The sequence below is a fragment of the Mesorhizobium sp. B3-1-6 genome (assembly GCF_006439555.1).
Taxonomy (GTDB): domain Bacteria; phylum Pseudomonadota; class Alphaproteobacteria; order Rhizobiales; family Rhizobiaceae; genus Mesorhizobium.
The window spans coordinates 152,911-176,165 of the sequence record NZ_VFTM01000007.1 but is presented as its reverse complement, the minus strand read 5'-3'; the positions used below and the strand labels follow the sequence as shown (position 1 = coordinate 176,165).

Genomic DNA, 23,255 nt, shown 5'->3' with positions numbered 1-23,255 from the left:
AGTGACGACGCTTCAAACCCAGATCTCCCCCGCCTCCGACACATTCCGCGCCAACGCCGAGCGTATGCGCGCGCTGGTCGCCGACATCGCCGAGAAGGCGGCAGGCGTCGAGCGCGGCGGCTCCGACGAGGCGCGTGAGCGCCACCAGGGTCGCGGCAAACTCTTGCCGCGCGAGCGGCTGGCGCAACTGCTCGACACCGGCTCGCCCTTCCTCGAGGTCGGCCAGTTCGCGGCATGGTCGATGTATGGCGAGGACATTCCGTCTGCGGGCATCATCACCGGCGTCGGCCGCGTCGAAGGCCAGGAAGTGATGGTCGTCGTCAACGACGCCACGGTGAAGGGCGGCACCTATTATCCGCTGACGGTGAAGAAGCATCTCCGGGCGCAGGAGATCGCGCTGCAGAACAACCTCCCTTGCGTCTATCTGGTCGACAGCGGCGGCGCCAATCTGCCCAACCAGGACGAGGTCTTCCCGGACCGCGAGCATTTCGGCCGCATCTTCTACAACCAGGCCAACATGTCGGCGGCCGGCATCCCGCAGATCGCCTGCGTCATGGGTTCGTGCACGGCGGGCGGCGCCTATGTGCCGGCGATGTCGGACGAGACGATCATGGTGCGCAACCAGGCGACCATTTTTCTCGGCGGCCCGCCGCTGGTGAAGGCCGCGACCGGCGAGGATGTCAGCGCCGAGGAGCTCGGCGGCGCCGATGTCCACACCAGGCTTTCCGGCGTCGCCGACCACTACGCCATGGACGACGAGCACGCCTTGGCCATTTGCCGGCGCATCATCCGGAACCTGAATCGCAACAAGGCCGTAAGCCTGAATTTGCAGAAGCCGATTCAACCGCTTTACGATCCGCGGGAACTCTACGGCGTCGTGCCGACGGATCTGCGCCAGCCCTATGACGTGCGCGAGGTGATCGCGCGTCTCGTCGACGGTTCGGAGTTCGACGAGTTCAAGCAAAATTACGGCACGACTTTGGTCACCGGCTTCGCGCATCTGCACGGGATGCCGATCGGCATCATCGGCAACAACGGCGTGCTGTTTTCCGAAAGCGCGCTGAAGGGCGCGCACTTCATCGAGCTCTGCTGCCAGCGCGGCGTTCCGCTGATCTTCCTGCAGAACATCACCGGCTTCATGGTCGGTCGAAAATACGAGGCCGGCGGCATCGCCAAGGACGGCGCCAAGCTGGTGATGGCGGTCGCCACCGCGAAGGTGCCGAAGCTCACCGTGATCATCGGCGGTTCCTTCGGCGCCGGCAATTACGGCATGTGCGGCCGCGCCTATTCGCCCCGCTTCCTGTGGATGTGGCCCAACGCGCGTATCTCGGTGATGGGCGGCGAGCAGGCGGCGACGGTGCTCGCCATGGTCAAGCGCGAGGGCATCGAGCGCAAGGGCGGTCAATGGAGCGCCGAGGAGGAGGCGAAGTTCAGGAAGCCGATCCTGATGAAATACGAGCATGAGGGTCATCCGCTCTATTCCTCGGCCAGGCTCTGGGACGACGGCATCATCGATCCGGCCAGGACCCGCGACGTGCTGGCGCTCAGCCTCTCGGCGGCGCTCAATGCCGGGATCGAGGCGACGAAATTCGGCGTGTTCAGGATGTGAGAGACAAATGGGAGGAACGCTTGACTGACTTATTGGAGCTGGAGCCAAAGGAGCACCACAGAACAATTGATCTTGTCGCAAGAGCTGGCGTCAACGTTGACGACTGGGCAAATTTTAAAGGGGGGGTCGAGAAAGCCGCAGCTAATCCGAAATATTGTTACGAATGGTCTTTTGTAGAGGTCGGAAAGGTCGTTGTCTTAAACCTTTGGTTCGACCACATGCTTGTGAGGAACGGACTCACACTTCAAGAGCATAATCAACGCGCTCGATCCCAAGGCCCTTCTTCATCAAACAAAGAACGCATCTGGAAGGCTCGCGCAGCTCGCATGGACGAGGCGATCCGAACTGCCTACGACGATGGGCTACCCATTAGAGTTATCATCTGCAGTGGCAGCATGCGGACTAGGGAAACCCCAGACGCTGATGCGTCCAAGGTGAAAAAACGGCTGCTTGATCCCGTGGCTTGGGCAGTTACTGCCTACGATCCATCAACCGGCCAATGCACTATAGCGCGCGGCGCCACCCCGAGACTTCATGTGACTTCACTTCCGGATGCGGAACTCGAAGGATTTGAAGGGGCGATGAAGAGAGCTTTCGTCCGTCATCGGCACCGTGAGAGAGAGTTGAGAGCTAACAAAATCGATGCCGCGATGAAAGCCAACAAAGGCCGGCTTATTTGCGAGGTTCCTAATTGCGGCTTTGACTTCTTTGAAGTCTATGGCGCGATCGGCCAGGGTTATGCCCAAGTGCATCATAAGATACCCATCTCCTCGGCGCCGCCCGGAGGGATGTCGGTTAGGTTGGATGACCTAGCGATTGTGTGTGCGAATTGCCACGCGATGATTCATCACCGTGGGGGCTGCCGTCCCCTCCACGGCCTTATTCCAGAAAGATAGCAAGTTTCATGAGCGCTCTCGGCGACAGGATCCGTATCCACACCGGCGACATCACCAGGCTCGCGGTCGACGCCATCGTCAATGCCGCCAATTCCTCGCTGCTGGGCGGCGGCGGCGTCGACGGCGCCATCCATCGCGCGGCTGGGCCGGAGCTGCTCGCCGAGTGCCGCGCGCTTCACGGCTGCAAGACCGGCGACGCCAAGCTGACCAAGGGCTATCGGCTGCCGGCGCGTTACGTCATCCATACGGTCGGTCCAGTCTGGCAAGGCGGCGGCAAGGGCGAAGCCGAGCTGCTCGCCTCCTGCTACCGGCGCTCGCTCGAAATCGCGCTCGGCCATGATTGTCGAACCATCGCTTTCCCGGCGATCTCGACCGGCATCTACGGCTATCCGAAAGACCAGGCGACGGAGATCGCCGTCGGCACAGTAAGCAGCTTCCTGCGGCAGAATGCAGTGCCTGATGTGGTTACATTCTGCTGCTTCGATGAGCAGACGGCGGAGATTTACCGGCAGGCCACCGCTGCCATTGGAGGACGCTGACCTTGATGACCAAAACGACTGCTCAAGAGACGACCTCGGTGGAGCACTCCCTTGGTAAGAGAGTGCTCCATGATGTCGGACGAATGCTTGTCCGGACACGCGGGCGGGACAGCCGACCTCGCTCAAAGCATATTCTGGCTGCGGAGGCTCCATGTTCGGCAAGATCCTGATCGCCAATCGCGGCGAGATCGCCTGCCGCGTCATCCGCACCGCCCGCAAGCTCGGCGTGCGCACCGTTGCCGTCTATTCCGATGCGGACGCCAAGGCCTTGCATGTCGAGATGGCCGACGAGGCGGTGCATATCGGCCCCTCGCCCGTCGGCGAAAGCTATCTGCGCGGCGACAGGATCGTGGCGGCGGCGCTCGCCACCGGCGCCGAGGCCATCCATCCCGGCTACGGCTTCCTGTCGGAAAACCCCGATTTCGTCGATCAGGCGACGGCGGCAGGCCTTGTCTTCATCGGTCCTTCCGCCGCCTCGATCCGCGCCATGGGATTGAAGGACGCCGCCAAGCGGCTGATGGAAAAGGCCGGCGTGCCCGTGGTGCCGGGTTATCACGGCGAAGCGCAGGAAATCGTGCTGCTTGCGTCCAAGGCGCGCGAGATCGGCTACCCGGTGCTGATCAAGGCGCGCGCCGGCGGCGGCGGCAAGGGCATGCGGCGCGTCGACCATCCCGACGATTTCTCGGAGGCGCTTTCGAGCGCGCGTCGCGAGGCGAAGGCGGCGTTCGGCGACGATCGCGTGCTGGTGGAAAAATATGTCGACAAGCCGCGTCACATCGAAGTGCAGGTGTTCGGCGATAATTTCGGCAACGCCGTGCATCTTTTCGAACGCGACTGCTCGGCGCAGCGCCGCCACCAGAAGGTGATCGAGGAAGCGCCTGCCCCCGGCATGACGCCGGCGCTGCGCAAGGCGATGACGGAGGCGGCCGTGAAGGCCGCCAAGGCGATCAATTATTCGGGCGCCGGCACGATCGAGTTCATCGTCGACGCCTCTCAGGGGCTCAAGGCCGACGGCTTCTGGTTCATGGAGATGAACACCCGACTGCAGGTCGAGCATCCCGTCACCGAGATGGTCACCGGCATCGATCTCGTCGAATGGCAGCTTCGCGTCGCGTCCGGCGAAAAACTGCCGAAAACGCAGGGCGAGATCGCGCTTGCCGGCCACGCTTTCGAGGCGCGTCTCTATGCCGAGGACGCCGCGAAAGGGTTTTTGCCGGCGACCGGCACGCTGCATCATCTCAAGTTCCCCGACGCTGCCCCGGAAGGCGCCGCGATGCGCATCGAGACCGGCGTGCGCGCCGGCGATGCGATCTCGCCCTTCTACGACCCGATGATCGCCAAGCTGGTCGTGCACGGCGAGGACCGGGCCACGGCGCTCGGCGCGCTGCGCGATGCCCTCGCCCGGACCGAAGTCGCCGGCTCGACCGTCAACACTGCCTTCCTGGCGGCGCTCGCGGCCGACGCCGATTTCGCGGCCGGCGACGTCGATACCGGGCTGATCGGCCGGCATCAGGAGGCGCTCACCGCCATTCCCGGGCCAGGCGACGAGACGATCGCCGCGGCGGTGCTTGCCGCGATGGATGCCGGCACGCCGGGTCCCGCCGTCGATCCCTGGTCCACGCTTTCCGGCTATGCGCATTTCCACACGCTGTCGCGCCGCATTCGCCTGCGCCATGGCGAGGAGAACATCCTGGCCAGGGTTTCGGCACGGCCGGACGGCCGCTTCCAGGTGGCGCTGGAGGCACCGCATGATGCGGTGAACACGCACGACTTGCGGACCATGCCGCATGCCGCCCGCTGGCCCGGTCACGTCACCGTCTTCGAGGGCGCGGTCGGCTATACGTTCACGGTTCCCGATCCGCTTGCCAAGGCCGACGAGGCGGGTGCCGCCACAGCCAACCTGCGCGCGCCGATGCCGGGCCTGGTCAAGCTGGTGCGCGCCGCGGCGGGCGATGCCGTGATCAAGGGCCAGCCGCTCTTGATCCTCGAAGCCATGAAGATGGAGCATATGATCGCCGCCCCGCATGACGGCGTGATCGCCGAGATCGCGGCCGAGGGCGCACAGGTCAGCGACGGCACGGTGCTGGTCCGGTTCGCGGAGGACGGCCAGGGCTGAAGTGCTGAATTGCTGAATGGTAAATAGCTATGTCGGCGGGACAGCCCCGGCCTCGCCTGTACGTCAATGCCAGGACACAAACGAAAAATGGCCGGGACGAGCCCGGCCATTTCGTCGATTGCGGAACCAAATTACGGCTGGATCGGCGCGTATTTGCCGTCGTGCCACTGGTTGATGTCGTAGCTCGCGTTCTTCAGGTCGCCCTTCTCGTCGAAGACGACGTCGCCGACGACGGTGCTGATCGGCTTGCCGTCCTTGAGCGCCTCGGCGACCTTGGCCGGATCGTCGGTGCCGGCGCGCTTGACGCCTTCAGCCACGGCCTGGATCACCGCATAGGAGAACAGCGTGAAGCCTTCCGGCGTGAAGCCGCCGGCCTTGATCTTGGCGACGGCGTCCTTGGCTTCGGGCTTCGACTGCGGGTCCGACGGGAAGACGAACATGGTGCCTTCACCGGCCGGGCCGGCGACCTGCCAGAATTCCGGCGAAGCGATCGAGTCCGGCATGATCAGCTGGAACTTGACGTTCTGCTCGGCCGCCTGACGCAGGATCAAGCCCGCCTCCGGGTGATAGCCGCCGAAGTAGACAACGTCGGCCTTGAGTTCCTTCAGCTTGGTGACGAGGGCCGAATAGTCCTTCTCGCCGGCATTGATGCCTTCATAGTCGACTTCCTTGAGGCCGCCGGCATTCATCGTCGCCTTCACGGCATCGGCAACACCCTGGCCGTAGGCGCTCTTGTCGTGCAGGACGACAACGTTCTTGCCGGCGTATTTCTTGGCGATCCAAGGGCCGATGAAGGCGCCCTGCGCGTCGTCACGCGTGTAGAGGCGCATGATGGTCGGCCAGCCGGCCTTGGCCGCGGCATCGGTCAGCACCGGGTTGGACGAGGCGGGGCTCATCATCAGCGTGCCGGCTTCGGCATAGACGGCCGAGGCCGGAATGCTCGAGCCCGAGCAAGCATGACCGTCGACGAACTTGACGCCGTTGGCGACGATGCGGTTGGCGACCGAGACCGCCTGCTTCGGATCGCACTGGTCGTCCTCGATGTCGAGCTTGATCTGGGAGCCGTTGACGCCGCCAGCGGCATTGATCGCGTCAGCGGCAGCCTGCGCGCCCTGCTTGAACTGGTCACCGATGGTGGCGAGTTGGCCGGTCATCGGGCCGACCACCGAAATGGTGATGTCGTCGGCGAAGGCAACCGAGGCGCTCATCATCAGGCCAAATGCGGCCGCGCTCAAAATACCCAATTTTTTCATGACTATAAGAACTCCTCCACTTGCGCGCGCCGCTCCGGCCGCGCTTCTTCCACAGAGCCGGGACAATTTCACCCTTCGCCGAAACTGTCGAGAGCACAATGCGGAAGGTTTTGGTTCATTTGGGCGAGGATTTCTTGGGCCACACGCCTGATTACCAAGCGTAATGCAAAAAGCCGCGCCGGCCCTTGTCCCGGCCGGTCGCGGCTTTTTTTGCAATCGAGCTTCCCCGGCGCCCCCGCGCTTGAACCCGCTCGCTTCCCTGTTCTTGCGTGGCTTCGGTTGTCTCAACCTGCCGCGTTCTCGTTCTTCCTGACCGGCCGTCTTTTTGCGGCCTTGCCCCAATGAATTTCCGAGCGCTGCGCGCGCTGAGGATCAGTGCATCGTCATCCATTCGCGCGCTTCGCGCAGCGCCGTGGCGATCTCGACTTTCGACATGGTGGCCGACAGCTCCGAGCGCAGTTCGGCGGCGCGGGCCGAGCCCTTGATCGCGGCGATGTTGAACCATTTGTGGGCGGCAACGACATCGGTCTCGCAATCGCGGCCGGTCGCATACATCATTCCCAGTTCGAAAAGAATGTCGGCCTGGGCAGTTGCCCCCATGGCGCCGAAGCCGTCTTCAAGCATTTCAAAGCGTGCCATTTCAAATCCCCTGTCTGGCTCCCGAGAGCTGCCTCCTTTTCCCTTGGTATCCCTTGGGGCGGGGCGCTCTTTCGATGCTTTCGAGGATGACCGCTGGCCTTGAATCCGTCGTTAAATGGCTTGCTTAATTTGAGGAAAACAAAGCTAAAACAAGAGGTAAACGCGAAAAACTATTAAGCATGGGAATCCAGCGTTTCAGCCATTTTCCGTCAAATTCGATGAAAATTGCCGCGAGTGGAATCAAGACTTCGCTAACCACGGAAACCGAAGCGTTTTTCCGGGTCGCGTTTATTTTCAGTCATCCGCGCGGCGAAAATCCTTGCAACCTTCCGTGGCGGCACCGCTTTTGTTTTGGCGGGAGCTGGATTAGCTTCACCTTTGCGTAAGGGGCAGGAAGGCGGACCGGAGCCCGCCGCAACCCCATAGGGAGGAGGACAAGATGTTTCGAAAGATGAGCCTGGCCCTGGCGGCCACCTTGATCATGGCGGGCGCCGCATGGGCCGACCCGATCGAAGGCAGTTGGAAGACGCAATCCGGCGAGACGGCGACGATCGGCGGCGGCGGCTCGTTCTCCATCACGCTCAAGACCGGCAAATATGCCGGCAAGACGATCGGCTCGATGAAGGCGACCGGCGACAACAAATATGCCGGCAACATCACCGACCCGGCGAACGACAAGACCTATTCCGGCAAGGCGACGCTCACGGGCACGACGCTCAAGATGAGCGGCTGCGTGCTCGGCGGCCTGATCTGCAAGAGCCAGACCTGGCACAAGCTCTGATCGCCAGATTCCAGATCGTCCGAAACGGGGCCGAACGGCCCCGCTTTCTTTTGGAGCGGCAGCGCTCCGCCGGACCGGCGCTGCGCCACCGGCACCTGTTCAAGACCTCGTCAATCAATTTGAACCGCAGATGAATACCGGTCTCAGAACCGGTTCAGAGGCCGTCAGGCATTTTCTCCCGCATTGAAGGAGAGAGAAATGCTTGCCCGTCGCTTCACCCTCGTCTGCCTGCTGATGAGCCTGTTCGGCATGTTCTTCGCCATCCTGGTGGCGGAGGCTGGCCACCCTGTTCGCTCGTGGGAACGGCCGGTGCCTGCATTGTCGGCTTCGTGAACCAATTCAAGCGCTGAAACGACCAAGCTGGAAATCGAACCAAGCTGAAAACCGGGGACCACCAAAATGAACCGCATCGCCGATAATGCAATGAAGATCGTTCGGCTGCTGCCACGGGCGACGCTCATCCTGATGCTGCTCGCCGCCCCAGTGCTGGCCGTGCCGATGATGCGCGCCGACACCGGCAACAGGATCGAGGCACCGCCGCACAAGAACACCAGCGTAGGCTTCGTGCTGCTGATCAGCCTGCAGCGCGGATAAGGTGTGTCGATATTCAGGTGAGGCCGGCATGCGAAAGGCGGCTTCCTGCGCTTCCGGTGCTCACGTATCTTAAGTAGGCTCCGCTCCGGCCTTCGCCGGCCGAAGCCCTCATAAATGTCTCCGTCCTATGAAGGCTACGGCCGGCGTAGGCCGGTTCTCGGAATCCACCTTTCTCGACTCGGGCCTGACCTGAATCTCGTCACACCTTGAATCGGATGGATAACAAAAAATCTCCAGCTGGGTCGCGGTTCCTGTCCGCTCACCCCTCCCAACCGCTCTTCCAAATCTCTATATTGAGCCATGGAAAAGCGAATCTACCCCCAAGCCATCGAATCGGTCGTCATGCCGGAGCCTTTCGGCAAGCAGAGTTTCCACGACGCAAAAAAGGCCGTCGCGGCGCTGCAGACGCTCTACGACCGCAACACCAAATTCCTACGCGATTCCTTCGCCGCACTGGCGGCGGGCGGCGACGAGAGCAGGCGCTACCGGGCCTTCTATCCGCAGATCGGCGTCACCACGACCTCGTTCAGCCAGGTCGACTCGCGCCAGGCCTATGGCCATATGCCGACGCCCGGGCATTTCGCCACCACGATCACCCAGCCGCAACTGTTCGAGAATTATCTCATCGAGCAGTTGAGGCTCATCATGCGCAATCACGGCGTGACGGTCACGGTGTCGGAATCGACCACGCCAATCCCGCTGCATTTCGCCTTCCTGGAAGGCACCTATGTTGACGGCGCGGCCGCCGAGCGCATCAAGCGGCCGATCCGCGACCTGTTCGACGTGCCGGACCTCGACGGCACCGACGACCAGATCGCCAACGGCACGTTCGAGGTGGCGTTCGGCGAGCCGCGGCCGCTGGCGCCGTTCACCGCGCAGCGCATCGATTATTCGCTGCACCGCATGACGCATTACACGGCGACCAGCCCGCAGCATTTCCAGAATTTCGTGCTGTTCACCAATTACCAGTTCTACATCGACGAATTCGTGGCGCGGGCCCGCGAGCTGATGGCCAGTGGCGACAGCGGCTATGTCGAATTCATCGAACCCGGCAATGTCGTGACCCGGAACGGGGCAACAGAATCGGAAGGCACACCGCCGCAGCGCCTGCCGCAGATGCCGGCCTACCATCTGAAGAAGCCCGGCCATGGCGGCATCACCATGGTCAATATCGGCGTCGGCCCATCCAACGCCAAGACCATCACCGACCATATCGCGGTGCTGAGGCCGCATGCGTGGGTCATGCTCGGCCATTGCGCCGGCCTGCGCAACACGCAGGCGCTGGGCGACTATGTGCTGGCGCATGCCTATGTGCGCGAGGACCATGTGCTGGATGACGACCTGCCGGTCTGGGTGCCGATCCCGCCCCTGGCCGAAATCCAGGTGGCGCTGCAGGAAGCGGTCGCCGAGGTGACCGGTTTGTCGGGCTACGACCTCAAGCGCATCATGCGCACCGGCACCGTCGCCACCATCGACAACCGCAACTGGGAGCTGCGGGACCAGCGCGGGCCGGTGCAGCGCCTGTCGCAGTCGCGCGCCATCGCGCTCGACATGGAATCGGCCACCATCGCCGCCAACGGCTTCCGCTTCCGCGTGCCTTACGGGACGTTGCTGTGCGTTTCCGACAAGCCGCTGCATGGCGAGCTGAAGCTGCCCGGCATGGCGACCGAGTTCTACAAGCGGCAGGTGGCGCAGCATCTCACCATCGGCATCAAGGCGATGGAGAAACTGGCCGAGATGCCGATGGAGCGGTTGCATTCGCGCAAGCTGAGAAGCTTTTCGGAAACGGCGTTCCAGTAATCGCCAACTTTTGACCCGCGAGGCAATTCGTCGTCTTGCCCGGGCCGCAATTTGGCCGATAAGCGGTCCGAACGGATAGCCGGAGCGGTTGGAGCAAATGACGACGGGCGGCGCGCGCTTGAGCATGATGGCTCAGCTGACATTCCTGGCGATGATGGCATGCTCGGCCGCGCTGCTGGCTGGATTCTTCGGCGCGCTGCATCCGGCCTTCGATTCCTTCTCGCATTTCCGCATGCATCTGAGCGTGCTGACGGCCTTGCTCGCGCTGGCGCTGCTTGCCGGCCCCTACCGGCTGCAGGCGGTCGCCGCGCTGGTCTTCGCCATCGCCTGCTTCGCCACGACGACGAGCGCGCTGCCGAGATTGTCGACGCAGCAGGCGGTCGCAAAGCCGGCCGACAGGATCGTCTACAGCCTGCTGCAGATGAATCTGCGCTTCAACAATCCGACGCCTAAGAAGGTGCTGTCGCTGATCGGCCGGACCAATCCGGACGTCATCACGCTCGACGAAGTGTCCGGGATGTGGGCCACGGAGATCGGCTATATTGCCAGCGCCTATCCCTATCGGATCCTTTGCGACTATCCCAACGGCATATTCGGCGTCGCGTTGCTTTCGCGCCGTCCCTTCGCCGCCGGCACCGCGCCGCGTTGCGAGCCGCGCGGCGCGATGGCGACCGCCACGATCGATTTCGGCGGCATTCCGGTCAACGTCGCCGCGATCCATCTCAGCTGGCCGTGGCCGAAGGAGCAATACTGGCAGATCGGCGAACTGGCGGAACCGCTGGCCAGGCTCGGCGAGACCGCCATCATGGCCGGCGACTGCAACGCCGTGCCGTGGAGCGCGGCGGTGCGGCGGGTGGCGCGGCTCAGCGGCATGACGCTGATGCCGTCGGCCGGTCCGACCTGGATCCACCGGACGCTGCCCGACGTCCTGCGCCGCTATGCGGGCCTGCCGATCGACCAGGTTTTCAGCAAGGGCTGGGTGACGATCCTGTCGTCGGTCCGAATGGAGGACACCGGCTCCGACCATCTGCCTGTGCTGGTCGAATTCACCCTGCGGTCCGACAGCAACGCGCCCGAGGACGAGCACAAGTCGGCGCTGGCGGCGAATGGCGCACCGGACGGGCCGCGCAGCTGACGCCCTCCTGATACGCGAACGGACTGAAGTTCAGTTCTTCCCTATCAACGCGTCGACCAGTTGCTCGACATGGCCGCCGTCGCGGTGCTCGCGCGCGTCGAAGGCGTTCTGCCTGGCCTCGTAGTCGGCATAGATCGTGTCGATGCGGCGCCTGGCGTCCCAGCGAAGACCGGTGCAGAACCAGTTGTCCTGCCGCTCGAGCCCGGCGAGCGCCGTCTCGGTCGCCCGCATCATCTGCTTGGCGATGCGGCCATGGGTATGCTCGTGCTGGCGCACGCCGGCCATGAAGCGATCCCAGCGCCTGCGCAGGACCGGACCGGACGGGGACGTGCGGCGCGGAAAGGTGTAGGTCAGGTCGATCGTGCCGGTGGCCTGACGCAGCCGGCAGATGCCATTGTCCCGTTTCACGTCGAGGTTCCAATGCATGGTATAGCCGGTCTCGGCGATGGCGCGCGTGGCATGGCCGTGCCTCGGCCCGAGGCCATCCATCGCCTCGATCAGTTCCGCGCCGGTCCTGCCGGCGACGTCATAGCTGCGCACATGAACGGTCAGCTTGGTGCCTGCTGACGCGGCCCCGGACAAAAGCACGCCGGCAGCAGCTAAAATTGCCAGGCTGATGCGCCGCATGTCCGCCTCCTTGTTCGGAGCGAAGCAGACCATACTCGGCGCGCGGCTTCAACGGTCTTGGCGGTTAGGCGCGGCTCACATGCCCTGGTAGACGGGGCCTTCACCGCCTTGTGGCGGCACCCAGTTGATGTTCTGGTTCGGATCCTTGATGTCGCAGGTCTTGCAGTGCACGCAGTTCTGCGCGTTGATGACAAAGCGCACGTCCTTTGCCGCCGGATCGGCGGCGGCGTTGCCGTCCTTGTCCACCCATTCATAGACGCCGGCGGGGCAGTAGCGGGTCGAGGGACCGGCGAAGACATCGTGCTCGGAACGCTGCTGCAGCGCCATGTCGGCGACGATCAGATGGGTCGGCTCGTTCTCCTCGTGGTTGGTGTTGGAAAGAAACACCGAGGAGAGCCGGTCGAAGGTCAGCACGCCATCCGGCTTCGGATAGGCGATTTTCTGATGCTTGGAGGCCGGCTCGAGCGTCGCATAGTCGGCCTTGCCATGCTTCATGGTTCCGAAGGGCGAGAAGCCGAACAGCGTGTTCAGCCACATGTCGAGACCGCCGATGCCGACGCCGACAATGGTGCCGAAGCGCGACCAGAGCGGCTTGACGTTGCGGACCTTCTTCAGGTCCTTGCCGATATCGGTGCCGCGCCAGGCTTCCTCATAGGAAGCGAGCTCGTCATTGGCACGACCTCCGGCAATCGCCTCGGCCACATGCTCGGCCGCCAGCATGCCCGAGAGCACCGCGTTGTGCGAACCCTTGATGCGCGGCACGTTGACGAAGCCGGCAGCGCAGCCCATCAGCACGCCGCCCGGGAAGGACAGCTTCGGCACGGACTGCCAGCCGCCCTCGGTGATGGCGCGCGCGCCATAGCCGATGCGCTTGGCGCCCTGGAAGGTGCCGGCGATTGCCGGATGCGTCTTGAAGCGCTGGAACTCCTCGAAGGGTGAGAGATAGGGGTTCTTGTAGTTGAGGTGGACGACGAAGCCGACCGCCACCTGGTTGTCCTCGAGATGGTAGAGGAAGGAGCCGCCGCCGGTCTTCATGTCGAGCGGCCAGCCGAAGGAATGCTGCACAAGACCCGGCTTGTGGTTCTCGGGCTTGACCTGCCAGAGCTCCTTGAGGCCGATGCCGAACTTGCCCGGCTCGCGGCCGTCGGCAAGCTGGTATTTGGCGATAAGCTGCTTGGCGAGCGAGCCGCGCGCGCCCTCGCCGATCAGCACGTATTTGCCCATCAGCGCCATGCCCGGCGCGTAAGCCGGGCCGTGCGTGCCGTCCTTCTCGACGCCCATGTCGCCGGTGATGACGCCGGTGACGGCGCCGGCGTCGTTGTAGACGAGGCTTGCCGCGGCGAAGCCCGGATAGATCTCGACGCCCAGCGCCTCGGCCTTGGTGGCGAGCCAGCGGCAGACATTGCCCAGCGAAACGATGTAATTGCCGTGGTTGTTCATCAGCGGCGGCATCAGGAAGTTGGGCAGGCGGAACGAGCCGGCAGGGCCAAGCACCAGGAAATGGTCCGCGGTCACAGGCGTCTTGAACGGATGATCGCCCTCCTCGCGCCAGCCGGGCAGCAGGCGGTCGATGCCGATCGGATCGACGACCGCACCCGACAGGATATGGGCGCCGACCTCGCCGCCCTTCTCCAGGACGACGACGGAAAGGTCCGGATTGAGCTGCTTCAGACGGATCGCGGCGGCAAGGCCGGCGGGACCCGCACCGACGATCACCACGTCGAATTCCATGCTCTCGCGTTCGATTTCGCTCATCGGCCCCTCACTGGCTCGCCATGTTTTCGCATTGTGCTGGCTCACGCGCTGCATAGCGCATCAATTCGCGACGCGAAACCGGCGCTGACGTGACAACGCCGATTTCGACAAAAAGTCGCGGTTTTGCCTACGAAACGGTCGCCGCGCAGGCCATGGCCAAGCATAGGCCAGCGCCAATCGGATGGAAGGCCAGGCCGCGTCCGCATGTTTTTAATTGTTCGACGGCTTGGTTATCGGCAATACTTCGCACCATGCGCAGTCCAGAGCCAGCCGGCTTTCCATCGAAGCGCTTACTCTTCACGCCGGGCATGGCCTGGCGCGCGGTTCTTCCACTCCTCTTTTTGTCCGTGCCGGCGGAGGCCGATCCGGTGAAGGTCTGGGCCACCGGCGCCTATTCCTTCTCCGACGAACTGGGCGGCTTCCGCATCACGGGTGCTTCCGGCATCGGCACCAAGGAAGACCCGCTGATCATCAGGGAGGAACTGAACACGGCGACGCCGGTGACGCTGACGATCCGCGCGACCAAGCCGATCGAGCCATTCGGCAAGGCAGGCCAGGTCGCCAACGGCGTGATGTATATGCGCATCGACGTGCTCAACAACAGCGCCCTGCCCTGGGTGGAATTCCAGTTCGAGCTGCAGGAAATCCTCGACCAGCCAAGCGTGTTCGGCGACGGCCTTTCCTTCGACCAGCGCAACAAGACGCCCGACAACATCTGGTCGAGCAATTTCGCCGATTTCGACCGCCGGTTCGAACCCTATGACCAGCTGCTGTTCAAGAACGGCAAGGTCGACCCGCTCAAGACGGCGACCTTCGACTTCCTGATCACCGACTACACGCCGCGCTGGACATTTTACATCGTGCAGGATCCGCGCATACCGACTGGGTGAAAGCATATCGATATTCAGGTGATGCCGGCCTGCAAATGGCAGTTTCCTGCGCTTCCGGTGCTCACGTATGAAAAGTACGCTCCGCTCCGGCCTTCGCCGGCCGAAGCCCTCATAAGTGTCTGCGCCCTATGAAGGCTACGGCCGGCGTAGGCCGGTTCTCGGAAACCACCATTTTCGATTCGGCCTGACCTGAATCTCGACATGCTCCAATACAGGCGAGCGTGGCTTAACCTTGCAAATCGGCGCCGCGCGGACGATGGTGGCGCGATGACTGCCGCCTCCCCCAGCACACCTGCCGAGATCGCCGACCTGCTCGCCTTTTATGCCAGCGCCGGCGTTGACGAGGCGCTTGAAGACGCGCCGGTCAATCGGTTTGCCGAAGCGGCTGCGAAGTCGGTCGAACGCAGGGCTGCCGAGCGGACGCCAGCCGCGCCGCCTCGCGACCCCAAATCCGAGAGCCGCCCGGCACCCGGGCGGGGCCCGGAGCGGCCCCAGTCGCCAGAGCCACCGACGCCATCATCCGGCCTCGACGCGCGCAATATTCCGGACGCTCCGGCGCGCATGCCGGCCGCCACCGTTCCCGACGAGGCGCAGGCGCTGCTTGCCCGGCAACTGGCCGCAAGCGCCTCGACGCTCGAGGAACTGCGCCAGCACATGGCCGGCTTCGACGGCTGTAATCTCAAATTCACCGCCAAGAACCTCGTCTTCGCCGACGGCAATCCGAAAGCCGACCTTATGTTGGTCGGCGAGGCGCCGGGCCGAGACGAGGACCTCGAGGGTCTGCCCTTTGTCGGCCGCTCCGGCCGGCTGCTCGACCGTATGCTCGCCGCTATCGGCCTCGACCGCAACTCGGCCTATATCGCCAACGTCATTCCGTGGCGGCCGCCGGGCAACCGCACGCCGACACCGCACGAGACTGAAATCTGCCGGCCGTTCATCGAAAGGCAGATAGAACTGGTCAATCCCAAGGTGCTGGTCAATCTCGGCGGTCCGTCGGCCAAGACGCTGCTCAACACGACCGAGGGCATCCTGCGCCTGCGCGGCAACTGGCGGGTGCACACGACGGCGTCGGGCATAGCCATTCCGGCGATGCCGACGCTGCATCCGGCCTATCTGTTGAGGACACCGGCGCACAAGAAGCTGGCCTGGCGGGATTTTCTCGAGGTCAAGGCGAAGTTGCGGGGGTTGGCGTGAACATCTTCCCCTTCTCCCCTTGTGGGAGAAGGGAAGCCAATAACCTCCCAGGTAATTGAAATCCCTCCCTCCACAGCCTAGTCCTACCCTATGACCACATCCGACGCTTCCGCCGGCAACCTGATCCGCGAGTGGCGCACGCGGCGACGCATGAGCCAGCTCGACCTCGCCATGGAGGCCGATATCTCGCAGCGGCATCTCTCCTTCGTCGAAAGCGGCCGGGCCCAGCCTTCGCGCGACATGGTGCTGCATCTGGCCGAGCAGCTGTCGATTCCACTGCGCCAACGCAATCAACTGTTGCTTGCCGCCGGCTTCGCGCCGAGCTTCAGCGAAAAGCCGCTGACCGATGCGACACTGGCACCGGCGCTTGCCGCCGTCGAGACTGTGCTCAAGGGCCACGAACCCTTCCCGGCGCTGGCGGTGGACCGGCACTGGAACCTCGTTTCGGCAAACACCGCGATTGCTCCGTTCCTCGCCGACATCTCCGAAGCATCGCTTCTCGCGCCGCCGGTCAATGTGCTGAGGCTCAGCCTGCATCCGGGCGGCGTGGCGCCGCGCATCGTCAATCTGGCGGAGTGGCGCGCGCATCTCATCGAGCGGCTGAAGCGCCAGAACGACGCCACCGGCGACCCGGTGCTGATCGAGCTTGAGCGCGAATTGCGCACCTATCCATCCGGCCTGAGGAGCAGCCGGCCGGCGCCGGTCGAACCGAGCGGCATCGTGCATCCGCTGCGGCTTGCGCATGGCGACGCCGTGCTTTCCTTCATCAGCACGATCACCGTGTTCGGTACGCCGCTCGATGTCACGCTGTCCGAACTGGCGATCGAATCCTTTTTCCCGGCCGACGAGCAGACCCGAACGGTTCTGGCGCGGCTGGCAAAAGAGCCGGCGACCGCTTCGTAGGCCTTCACCCCTGCGGCGGCGTGACCGTCCTGATGCGCGTGCGCTCCAGGCCCAGTTGCCGCTCGCGCCAGATGATGAAGATACCGGCGGCGACCACGATCACGCCGCCCGCAAGGGTGTTCAGCGAGGTCACGTCGCCGAAGACGAAATAGCCGACCACGACGCCGAGGATCATCGAGGTGTATTCGAAGGGCGCCACGACCGAGGCTTCGGCATGGCGGTAGGCCGCCGTCATCAGGATCTGGCCGAGCCCTCCGCAGAAGCCCGCGACAACGAGGAGCGCGGCCTGCATCGGCGTCAGCGCCTGCCAGCCGAAGGGCAGCGTGAAGAGCGACAGCACTGAAGCGGTCGAGGAGAACCACAGCACGATGGTCGCCGTCTTCTCCGTCTGCACGAGATTGCGCACCAGAAGCATGGCGACCGCCGAGATCGCGGCGGCGATCAGCGCGGCCATGACGCCCAGCACCTCCTGGTCGTCGAGGCCTTCATCGGAATTGAGCAGCGTCAGTTCGGGCCAGGAGATGACCAGCACGCCGGCAAGGCCGACCGCGACCGCGCTCCAGCGGTAGACGCGGATCGTCTCGCCGAGGAAGATCGAGGAGAACACGACGACCAGCAGCGGCTGGGCGTAGTTCAGCGTGATCGCTTCCGGCAGCGGCAGCCTGGTCAGCGCGAAGAAGCCGAGCCCCATGGCGCCGACGCCGACCACACCGCGCGCGACGTGGTTGAACGGCCGTCTCGTCGTGAATGCCGTGGCCAATTCACCCTTGAAGGCCAGGAAGGCGATGATCGGAAAGATGGCGAAGAAGGAGCGGAAGAAGACGATCTGCCCCGCGGGCACGTCGCCGGCCGCCTTGATGCAGGTCTGCATGCCGACGAAGATCGTCACCGAGACGATCTTCAGCGTAATGCCGCGCAGCGTGTTGTGGCCGACGGCATGATCGACGGTCATCTTGCCTCGTAAGGATAGTCGGGAAACGAAGCCGCGAAATAGGCCAAGAGCAATTCCAGGAAAAGTGTGTAACGGTTTTCCGTCCGGAATTGCGAAACACGACCTATGCCGCAGTTTTGTCGAGTGGCCGTTTCGTGTAAAGAGCGCGCACCTCAAAATTCTTGGACCAGCCAAGCTGGCTGGCCGGCCGAAATCAACAGGAAAAGCCTAAGGAATGCGCACAGATACCGGCCATGTCTTCAAGCTCGAAGACTATCGCCCCTGCGACTATCTCATCCCGAGGACCAGCCTCGACTTCCGCCTGTCGCCGGACGCGACCCAGGTGACCGCGCTGCTTACGATCGAGCGGCGCGCGGGCGTCGCCGCCTCGGCGCCGCTGGTGCTCGACGGCGACGGGCTGACGTTGCTCGGCATTGCCGTCGACGGGCATGCGCTTCCGGCCAGCGACTATGAGGCGACGCCTGACCGGCTGACGATCCTGAAGCCGCCGGCGGCGCAGCGTTTCGAGTTGCGCCTGGAGACGGAGATTGCGCCTTCGCGCAACGAGGCGCTGATGGGCCTTTATCGCTCCAACAACGTCTATTGCACGCAATGCGAGGCCGAGGGCTTTCGCCGCATCACCTATTTCCTCGACCGTCCCGATATCCTGTCGGTCTACACGGTGCGCATCGAAGCGCCGCACAACGAGGCGCCGCTGCTGCTTTCGAACGGCAATCCTGTGGAGAGTGGCACGCTGGGCAGCGGCCGGCATTATGCGGTCTGGCACGACCCCTTCCCCAAACCCTCCTACCTTTTCGCGCTGGTGGCGGGCGCGCTCGGCAAGGTGGCGGGCAGCTTCACCACCATGTCCGGCCGGGAGGTCGAGCTCGGTATCTATGTGGAGCCCGGCAAGGAGCAGCTTGCCGGCTATGCGATGGACGCGCTGAAACGCTCGATGAAATGGGACGAGGAAGCCTTCGGCCGCGAATACGACCTCGACGTCTTCAATATCGTCGCCGTCTCCGACTTCAACATGGGCGCCATGGAGAACAAGGGCCTCAACGTCTTCAACGACAAATATGTGCTGGCCGACGAGGAGACCGCGACCGATGCCGACTTCGCCAACATCGAGGCGATCATCGCGCATGAATACTTCCACAATTGGACTGGCAACAGAATCACTTGCCGCGACTGGTTCCAGCTCTGCCTGAAGGAAGGGCTGACGGTTTACCGCGACCACGAATTCTCCGCCGACCAGCGCTCGCGGTCGGTTAAGCGCATCGCCGAGGTGCGCACGCTGCGCGCGCACCAGTTCCCGGAAGACCAGGGGCCGCTGGCGCATCCGGTCAGGCCGCGACGCTACCGCGAGATCAACAACTTCTACACCGCGACCGTCTACGAGAAGGGTTCGGAAGTGGTGCGTATGATCCGCACCATCCTTGGGCCGGAAACCTTCCGTGCCGGCATGGACCTCTATTTCGAGCGGCATGACGGCGAGGCGGCGACCATCGAGGATTTCCTCAAAGTCTTCGAGGACGTCTCCGGCAGAGACCTCGCGCAATTCGCGCTTTGGTATCACCAGGCCGGCACACCGAACCTGACGGTAAGTTCCGCGCACAATGCGGCGGCAAAGGAGTTCACCCTGGAGATCGAGCAGTCGGTGCCGCCGACGCCGTCGGAAAGCCGCAAGCGGCTGATGCATATCCCGCTGGCCTTCGGCCTGGTCGGCGCCAACGGCAAACCCGTCGCCTGGACTGCCGTCGAGGGCGCAATGGTGGATGACGGTGTCATCCATATCCGCAAACGTCGGCACACGGTGCGCTTCTCGGGTATTTCGCAACGGCCTTCGGTGTCGCTCAACCGCGGCTTCTCGGCGCCGATCACGCTTTCGGTGCAGCAGAAGGCCGACGACCAGTTCTTCCTCGCGGCGCATGACGGCGACGCCTTCGCGCGCTGGCAGGCATTCAACACGCTCTTGACCGATGCGCTGATCGCCGCCTTCCGCCAGACCCTCGGCGGCAAGGAGCCGGTGTTTGCAGCGCGGCTTGCCGAGCTTGCCGGCAGGATCGCCGGCGACGAGTCGCTGGAGCCGGCCTACCGGGCGCTCGCGCTGTCGCTTCCCGGCGAAGCCGATATTGCCCGCGACATCGGCAAGGGCATCGACCCAGACGCCATCTTTGCCGCGCGCGAGGCGATGGCGCGGATGATCGCCGAGGCAAACCGCGAGGCCTTCCCGGCGCTCTATGAGAGCCTTGCCGACAAGGGTCCGTTCAGCCCGGACGCGGCGAGCGCCGGGCGCAGGGCGCTGCGCAACATCCTGCTCGACTATCTTTCGCTGCTGCCGGGCGGCGCGGGCCTCGCCGCAGGGCACTTCACCGCCGCCACCAACATGACCGACCGTGCGGCAGCGCTCGCCGTGCTGGCGCATCGCCATCCAGGCACGGCCGAGGCCGAAGAGGCGCTGGCCGCCTTCGAGGCCCGCTATCGCGGCGACGCGCTGGTACTCGACAAATGGTTCCAGATCCAGGCCGGTGTGCCGGGCGCAAAGACCGTCGAGAAAGTGCGTGATCTCATGCGGCACCCAGCCTTCTCGATCGCCAACCCGAACCGGGTGCGTTCGCTGATCGGCACCTTCTCCAGCGCCAACCAGACCGGCTTCCACCGCCCCGACGGCGAAGGTTATCGCCTGTTTGCCGAGACGGTACTGGAGGTGGAGAAGCGCAATCCGCAGGTAGCCGCGCGGCTGGCGACGGCGCTCAGGTCCTGGCGCTCGCTGGAGCCTGGACGTCAGACCAAGGCCAGGCAGGCGCTGCTCGACATGGCGAAGACCGAGAATCTTTCGGCGGATCTGCGCGATATCGTGGAGCGGACACTGGCGTAATTAGCGATCTCCCCCTGGTGGGTCCTCGTGGGGGAGATGCCGGCAGGGCAGAGCGGGGCATGAAGGATCGCGACGTTTGCTTCTCGCCCGAAAGCCAGATCTGACGAGTGCCGGCAATTGAGCAGTTGAGGGGTTGGCGCGACAGCGCCCCCTCTGGCCTGCCGGCCATCTCCCCCCTTGTGGGACCCGGAGATCGGCTGTTCGGACGAATTTCAATCAACTTTTAATCTTTTTCGTCCGCGCCACTGGACAAGGCGAATCAGCTTTGATTCTTTACTGACGATTCGGGCGTGCGGCGTAGCCGGATCATCCATACGGCAGATCGGGGAGTGCCATTTATGGCCAAGGCGGACGCGTGGGGCGCGCCCGGAGGGAAGGCTTTTGCGCATCGCAAGGCAAGGAGCGATGGACTTGCCGGCAATACGCGCCTGATCGCCGAACCCACTTATCAGCGGCTCCTGGCCGCCGAGCCGCTGCTGCGCCGGTCGATCCCGGCGCTGATCGTCGTTTTTCTCATCGTCATTGCCGCGCTGCGCTTCCTGTCGCTCATGAACGAGCATGACGAGATCGAGCGCGACGCCAAGGCGGTGCTGGCGCTGGCCGCCGGACAGATGGCGCAGGCCGTCACCGCGGACCCCAGCGCGGCCGGCGCCAATGCCATAAGCCTTCTGGAAAACACCAGCCGCCAAGGCGCCATGAGCCGCGCCCATGTGCTCGCCATCACCGACGCCAACTTCAAGGTCATCGCCGTTTCGCCGCTGTCGACGGGCTGGCAAGGCCGCACGCTCGACAGCCTCGTGCTGGGCGGCCAGCCGCTGTTCATGTTCGGCGACCGCGCCGGCGTGATGGATGTCAGCATCTCGGGACAGGACTGGTTCGCCGCCGTCAGCCTCGGCGGCGACCGCAAACACGCGGCGGCCGTGCTGGTGCCGCAGGAAGCGGTGTTCGACAGCTGGCGCAAGTCGATGTCGCTCAACGTCACGCTGTTCGTGCTGACGGCGGGCGTGCTGATCGTCATCCTCTACGCCTATTTCGGCCAGGCGGCGCGCGCCCAGGCGGCGGACCGCATCTATCTTGAGGCGCATCAGCGCATCGACATGGCGCTGGTGCGCGGCCGCTGCGGGTTGTGGGACTGGGACATGGTGCGCGGCAAGATGTACTGGTCGCGCTCGATGTACGACATGCTGGGCTATGAGCCTTGCGATACGATGCTCTCCTTCGGCGAGGTCGACGAGATCATCCACCCGGAGGACGGCGACCTGTTCGAGCTCGCCAACCGCATCATCGAACGCGAGATCGACCATATCGACCAGGTTTTCCGCATGCGCCACGCCGACGGACAATGGGTGTGGATGCGAGCCCGCGCCCAGGTGATCGACCCGGAGGCGCCGGAGATCCAGCTGATCGGCATCGCCGTCGACGTCACCGAGCAGCGGCACTTGGCGCTGCGCTCGGAAGCGGCCGACATGCGGCTCAGGACCGCGATCGAGAACATCAACGAATCCTTCGTGCTGTGGGATGCCGCCGAACGGCTGATCATGTGCAATTCGAAGTTCCAGAAGGACAATGGGCTGTCGGACCGCGACGTGGTACCGGGCGCGACCCGCGATATGCTGGAGGAGCGCATGCTGGCCTTCGCCTCGGAGCGCAGGCTCGCCAATGCCAACGGGCCGCAGGGCGGCGTCAGCTTGGAGCGCCAGCTTGCCGACGGCCGCTGGCTGCAGGTCAACGAGCTCAGGACCCGCGACGGCGGCGTCGTTTCCGTGGGCTCCGACATCACGCAGATCAAGTTGCACCAGGAAAAGCTGGTCGACAGCGAGCGCCGGCTGATGGCGACGATCCACGATCTCAGCCTGGCCCGCCGCGCCGAGGAGGAACGCGCCAGCGAACTGGTCGAGCTCAATCGCAAATACATGAAGGAAACCGAGCGCGCCGAGGCGGCCAATCGCGCCAAGTCGGAATTCCTCGCCAACATGTCGCATGAATTGCGCACGCCGCTCAACGCCATCATCGGCTTCTCCGAGCTGATGCAGCAGGGCCTGTTCGGGCCGCTCGGCTCCGAGCGCTACGAGGAATATGCGACCGACATCAACGGCAGCGGCAAATACCTGCTCGGCGTCATCAACGACATCCTCGACATGTCGAAGATCGAAGCCGGCCAGTTCTCGCTCGACCGCGAGGAGATCGATCTCTGCCCGCTGATCAAGGAAACGGTGCGGGTGATCTCGCTGCAGGCGGCGGAAAAGTCGATCAATGTCGAGACGCGCATCGCCGATGCGATGCGGCTCTATGCCGACCGCCGCGCGATCAAGCAGATCGCCATCAACCTGCTCTCCAACGCGGTGAAATTCACTGGACAGGGCGGCAAGATCACGGTCAGGGCGCGCAACACGTCCGGGGCGCTGCTGCTCACCATCGAGGACAATGGCTGCGGCATCCCCAAGCAGGCGCTGAGCAAGCTCGGCCGGCCGTTCGAGCAGGTGCAGAACCAGTTCTCCAAGAACCACACCGGCTCGGGGCTCGGGCTCGCCATCTCGCGCTCGCTGGCCGAATTGCAGGGCGGCGCGCTGAAGATCCGCTCGACCGAGGGTGCAGGCACCATCGTGTCGGTGCGCATTCCGCTGAAGAAGGCTCCGCCGACGGTGAAGGCAGCGGCCTGATCAGAGGCGACCGGCGGTGGCTGAGGCAAACTTGAAAAAGTTATCTATTTTA

Annotated in this window: 19 protein-coding genes; 14 read left to right on the top strand and 5 right to left on the bottom strand. The window is 64.0% G+C overall.

Annotation, left to right across the window (positions count from 1 at the left end):
* Position 1 precedes the first annotated feature (1 nt).
* The 4 genes from FJ414_RS09110 to FJ414_RS09095 all read left to right on the top strand — a co-directional run bounded on the left by FJ414_RS09110 (position 2) and on the right by FJ414_RS09095 (position 5,160).
* The gene (locus FJ414_RS09110) at positions 2–1,609 is read left to right on the top strand and encodes a carboxyl transferase domain-containing protein (protein ID WP_140643623.1); all 1,608 of its coding nucleotides are present in this window, start codon (positions 2–4) and stop codon (positions 1,607–1,609) included.
* 20 nt (positions 1,610–1,629) lie between these two features.
* Positions 1,630–2,505: an HNH endonuclease gene (locus tag FJ414_RS09105; protein WP_140643620.1), complete on the top strand. Its 876-nt coding sequence runs from the start codon at positions 1,630–1,632 to the stop codon at positions 2,503–2,505.
* An 8-nt stretch (positions 2,506–2,513) separates the two neighbouring features.
* Positions 2,514–3,044 (top strand): O-acetyl-ADP-ribose deacetylase, encoded by a 531-nt coding sequence (locus FJ414_RS09100; protein ID WP_140643618.1) that lies wholly within the window; start codon positions 2,514–2,516, stop codon positions 3,042–3,044.
* A gap of 151 nt (positions 3,045–3,195) precedes the next feature.
* Complete coding sequence (locus FJ414_RS09095; protein ID WP_140643615.1) at positions 3,196–5,160, top strand: acetyl/propionyl/methylcrotonyl-CoA carboxylase subunit alpha; 1,965 nt, start codon at positions 3,196–3,198, stop codon at positions 5,158–5,160.
* Between the two features lie 131 nt (positions 5,161–5,291).
* Here the strand turns inward: FJ414_RS09095 and FJ414_RS09090 are convergent, their stop codons facing one another.
* Complete coding sequence (locus tag FJ414_RS09090) at positions 5,292–6,413, bottom strand: ABC transporter substrate-binding protein (RefSeq protein WP_140643613.1); 1,122 nt, start codon at positions 6,411–6,413, stop codon at positions 5,292–5,294.
* A 372-nt stretch (positions 6,414–6,785) separates the two neighbouring features.
* On the bottom strand, positions 6,786–7,052 hold the full coding sequence (locus tag FJ414_RS09085) for a sel1 repeat family protein (protein WP_027164869.1): 267 nt from the start codon (positions 7,050–7,052) through the stop codon (positions 6,786–6,788).
* Positions 7,053–7,491: 439 nt separating this feature from the next.
* Between FJ414_RS09085 and FJ414_RS09080 the strand changes: the two genes are divergently transcribed.
* From FJ414_RS09080 to FJ414_RS09065, 5 genes are all read left to right on the top strand, one after another.
* A complete protein-coding gene (locus FJ414_RS09080) occupies positions 7,492–7,833 on the top strand; it encodes a DUF2147 domain-containing protein (protein WP_140643610.1) in 342 nt (113 codons plus the stop codon).
* A 198-nt stretch (positions 7,834–8,031) separates the two neighbouring features.
* On the top strand, positions 8,032–8,166 hold the full coding sequence (locus FJ414_RS31980; protein ID WP_281405795.1) for a hypothetical protein: 135 nt from the start codon (positions 8,032–8,034) through the stop codon (positions 8,164–8,166).
* 66 nt (positions 8,167–8,232) lie between these two features.
* Positions 8,233–8,427: a hypothetical protein gene (locus FJ414_RS09075; RefSeq protein ID WP_140643608.1), complete on the top strand. Its 195-nt coding sequence runs from the start codon at positions 8,233–8,235 to the stop codon at positions 8,425–8,427.
* A 342-nt stretch (positions 8,428–8,769) separates the two neighbouring features.
* The gene (locus tag FJ414_RS09070) at positions 8,770–10,227 is read left to right on the top strand and encodes an AMP nucleosidase (RefSeq protein ID WP_226892259.1); all 1,458 of its coding nucleotides are present in this window, start codon (positions 8,770–8,772) and stop codon (positions 10,225–10,227) included.
* Positions 10,228–10,351: 124 nt separating this feature from the next.
* Positions 10,352–11,362 carry an endonuclease/exonuclease/phosphatase family protein gene (locus FJ414_RS09065; protein ID WP_181181573.1) on the top strand — a complete coding sequence of 337 codons (1,011 nt, stop codon included), beginning with the start codon at positions 10,352–10,354 and terminating at the stop codon, positions 11,360–11,362.
* A 30-nt stretch (positions 11,363–11,392) separates the two neighbouring features.
* On the opposite strand, the gene FJ414_RS09060 is transcribed toward FJ414_RS09065, so the two are convergent.
* Positions 11,393–11,989 (bottom strand): DUF922 domain-containing protein, encoded by a 597-nt coding sequence (locus FJ414_RS09060; RefSeq protein WP_140643601.1) that lies wholly within the window; start codon positions 11,987–11,989, stop codon positions 11,393–11,395.
* A gap of 75 nt (positions 11,990–12,064) precedes the next feature.
* Positions 12,065–13,744, bottom strand: coding sequence for an electron transfer flavoprotein-ubiquinone oxidoreductase (locus tag FJ414_RS09055; RefSeq protein ID WP_140643599.1), 1,680 nt, complete (start codon positions 13,742–13,744; stop codon positions 12,065–12,067).
* 251 nt (positions 13,745–13,995) lie between these two features.
* Here FJ414_RS09055 and FJ414_RS09050 point away from each other — a divergent pair, with 251 nt between their 5' ends.
* The 3 genes from FJ414_RS09050 to FJ414_RS09040 all read left to right on the top strand — a co-directional run bounded on the left by FJ414_RS09050 (position 13,996) and on the right by FJ414_RS09040 (position 16,731).
* Positions 13,996–14,634 (top strand): hypothetical protein, encoded by a 639-nt coding sequence (locus FJ414_RS09050; RefSeq protein WP_140643597.1) that lies wholly within the window; start codon positions 13,996–13,998, stop codon positions 14,632–14,634.
* A 267-nt stretch (positions 14,635–14,901) separates the two neighbouring features.
* The gene (locus FJ414_RS09045; RefSeq protein ID WP_140643595.1) at positions 14,902–15,828 is read left to right on the top strand and encodes a uracil-DNA glycosylase; all 927 of its coding nucleotides are present in this window, start codon (positions 14,902–14,904) and stop codon (positions 15,826–15,828) included.
* Between the two features lie 90 nt (positions 15,829–15,918).
* A complete protein-coding gene (locus FJ414_RS09040) occupies positions 15,919–16,731 on the top strand; it encodes a helix-turn-helix transcriptional regulator (protein ID WP_140643593.1) in 813 nt (270 codons plus the stop codon).
* Between the two features lie 4 nt (positions 16,732–16,735).
* On the opposite strand, the gene FJ414_RS09035 is transcribed toward FJ414_RS09040, so the two are convergent.
* The gene (locus FJ414_RS09035; RefSeq protein ID WP_140643678.1) at positions 16,736–17,683 is read right to left on the bottom strand and encodes a DMT family transporter; all 948 of its coding nucleotides are present in this window, start codon (positions 17,681–17,683) and stop codon (positions 16,736–16,738) included.
* 214 nt (positions 17,684–17,897) lie between these two features.
* Between FJ414_RS09035 and pepN the strand changes: the two genes are divergently transcribed.
* Positions 17,898–20,543, top strand: a complete 2,646-nt coding sequence (gene pepN / locus FJ414_RS09030) for an aminopeptidase N (protein ID WP_140643591.1) — start codon at positions 17,898–17,900, stop codon at positions 20,541–20,543.
* Positions 20,544–20,881: 338 nt separating this feature from the next.
* Positions 20,882–23,203 (top strand): PAS domain-containing sensor histidine kinase, encoded by a 2,322-nt coding sequence (locus tag FJ414_RS09025; RefSeq protein ID WP_140643588.1) that lies wholly within the window; start codon positions 20,882–20,884, stop codon positions 23,201–23,203.
* Positions 23,204–23,255: the final 52 nt, after the last annotated feature.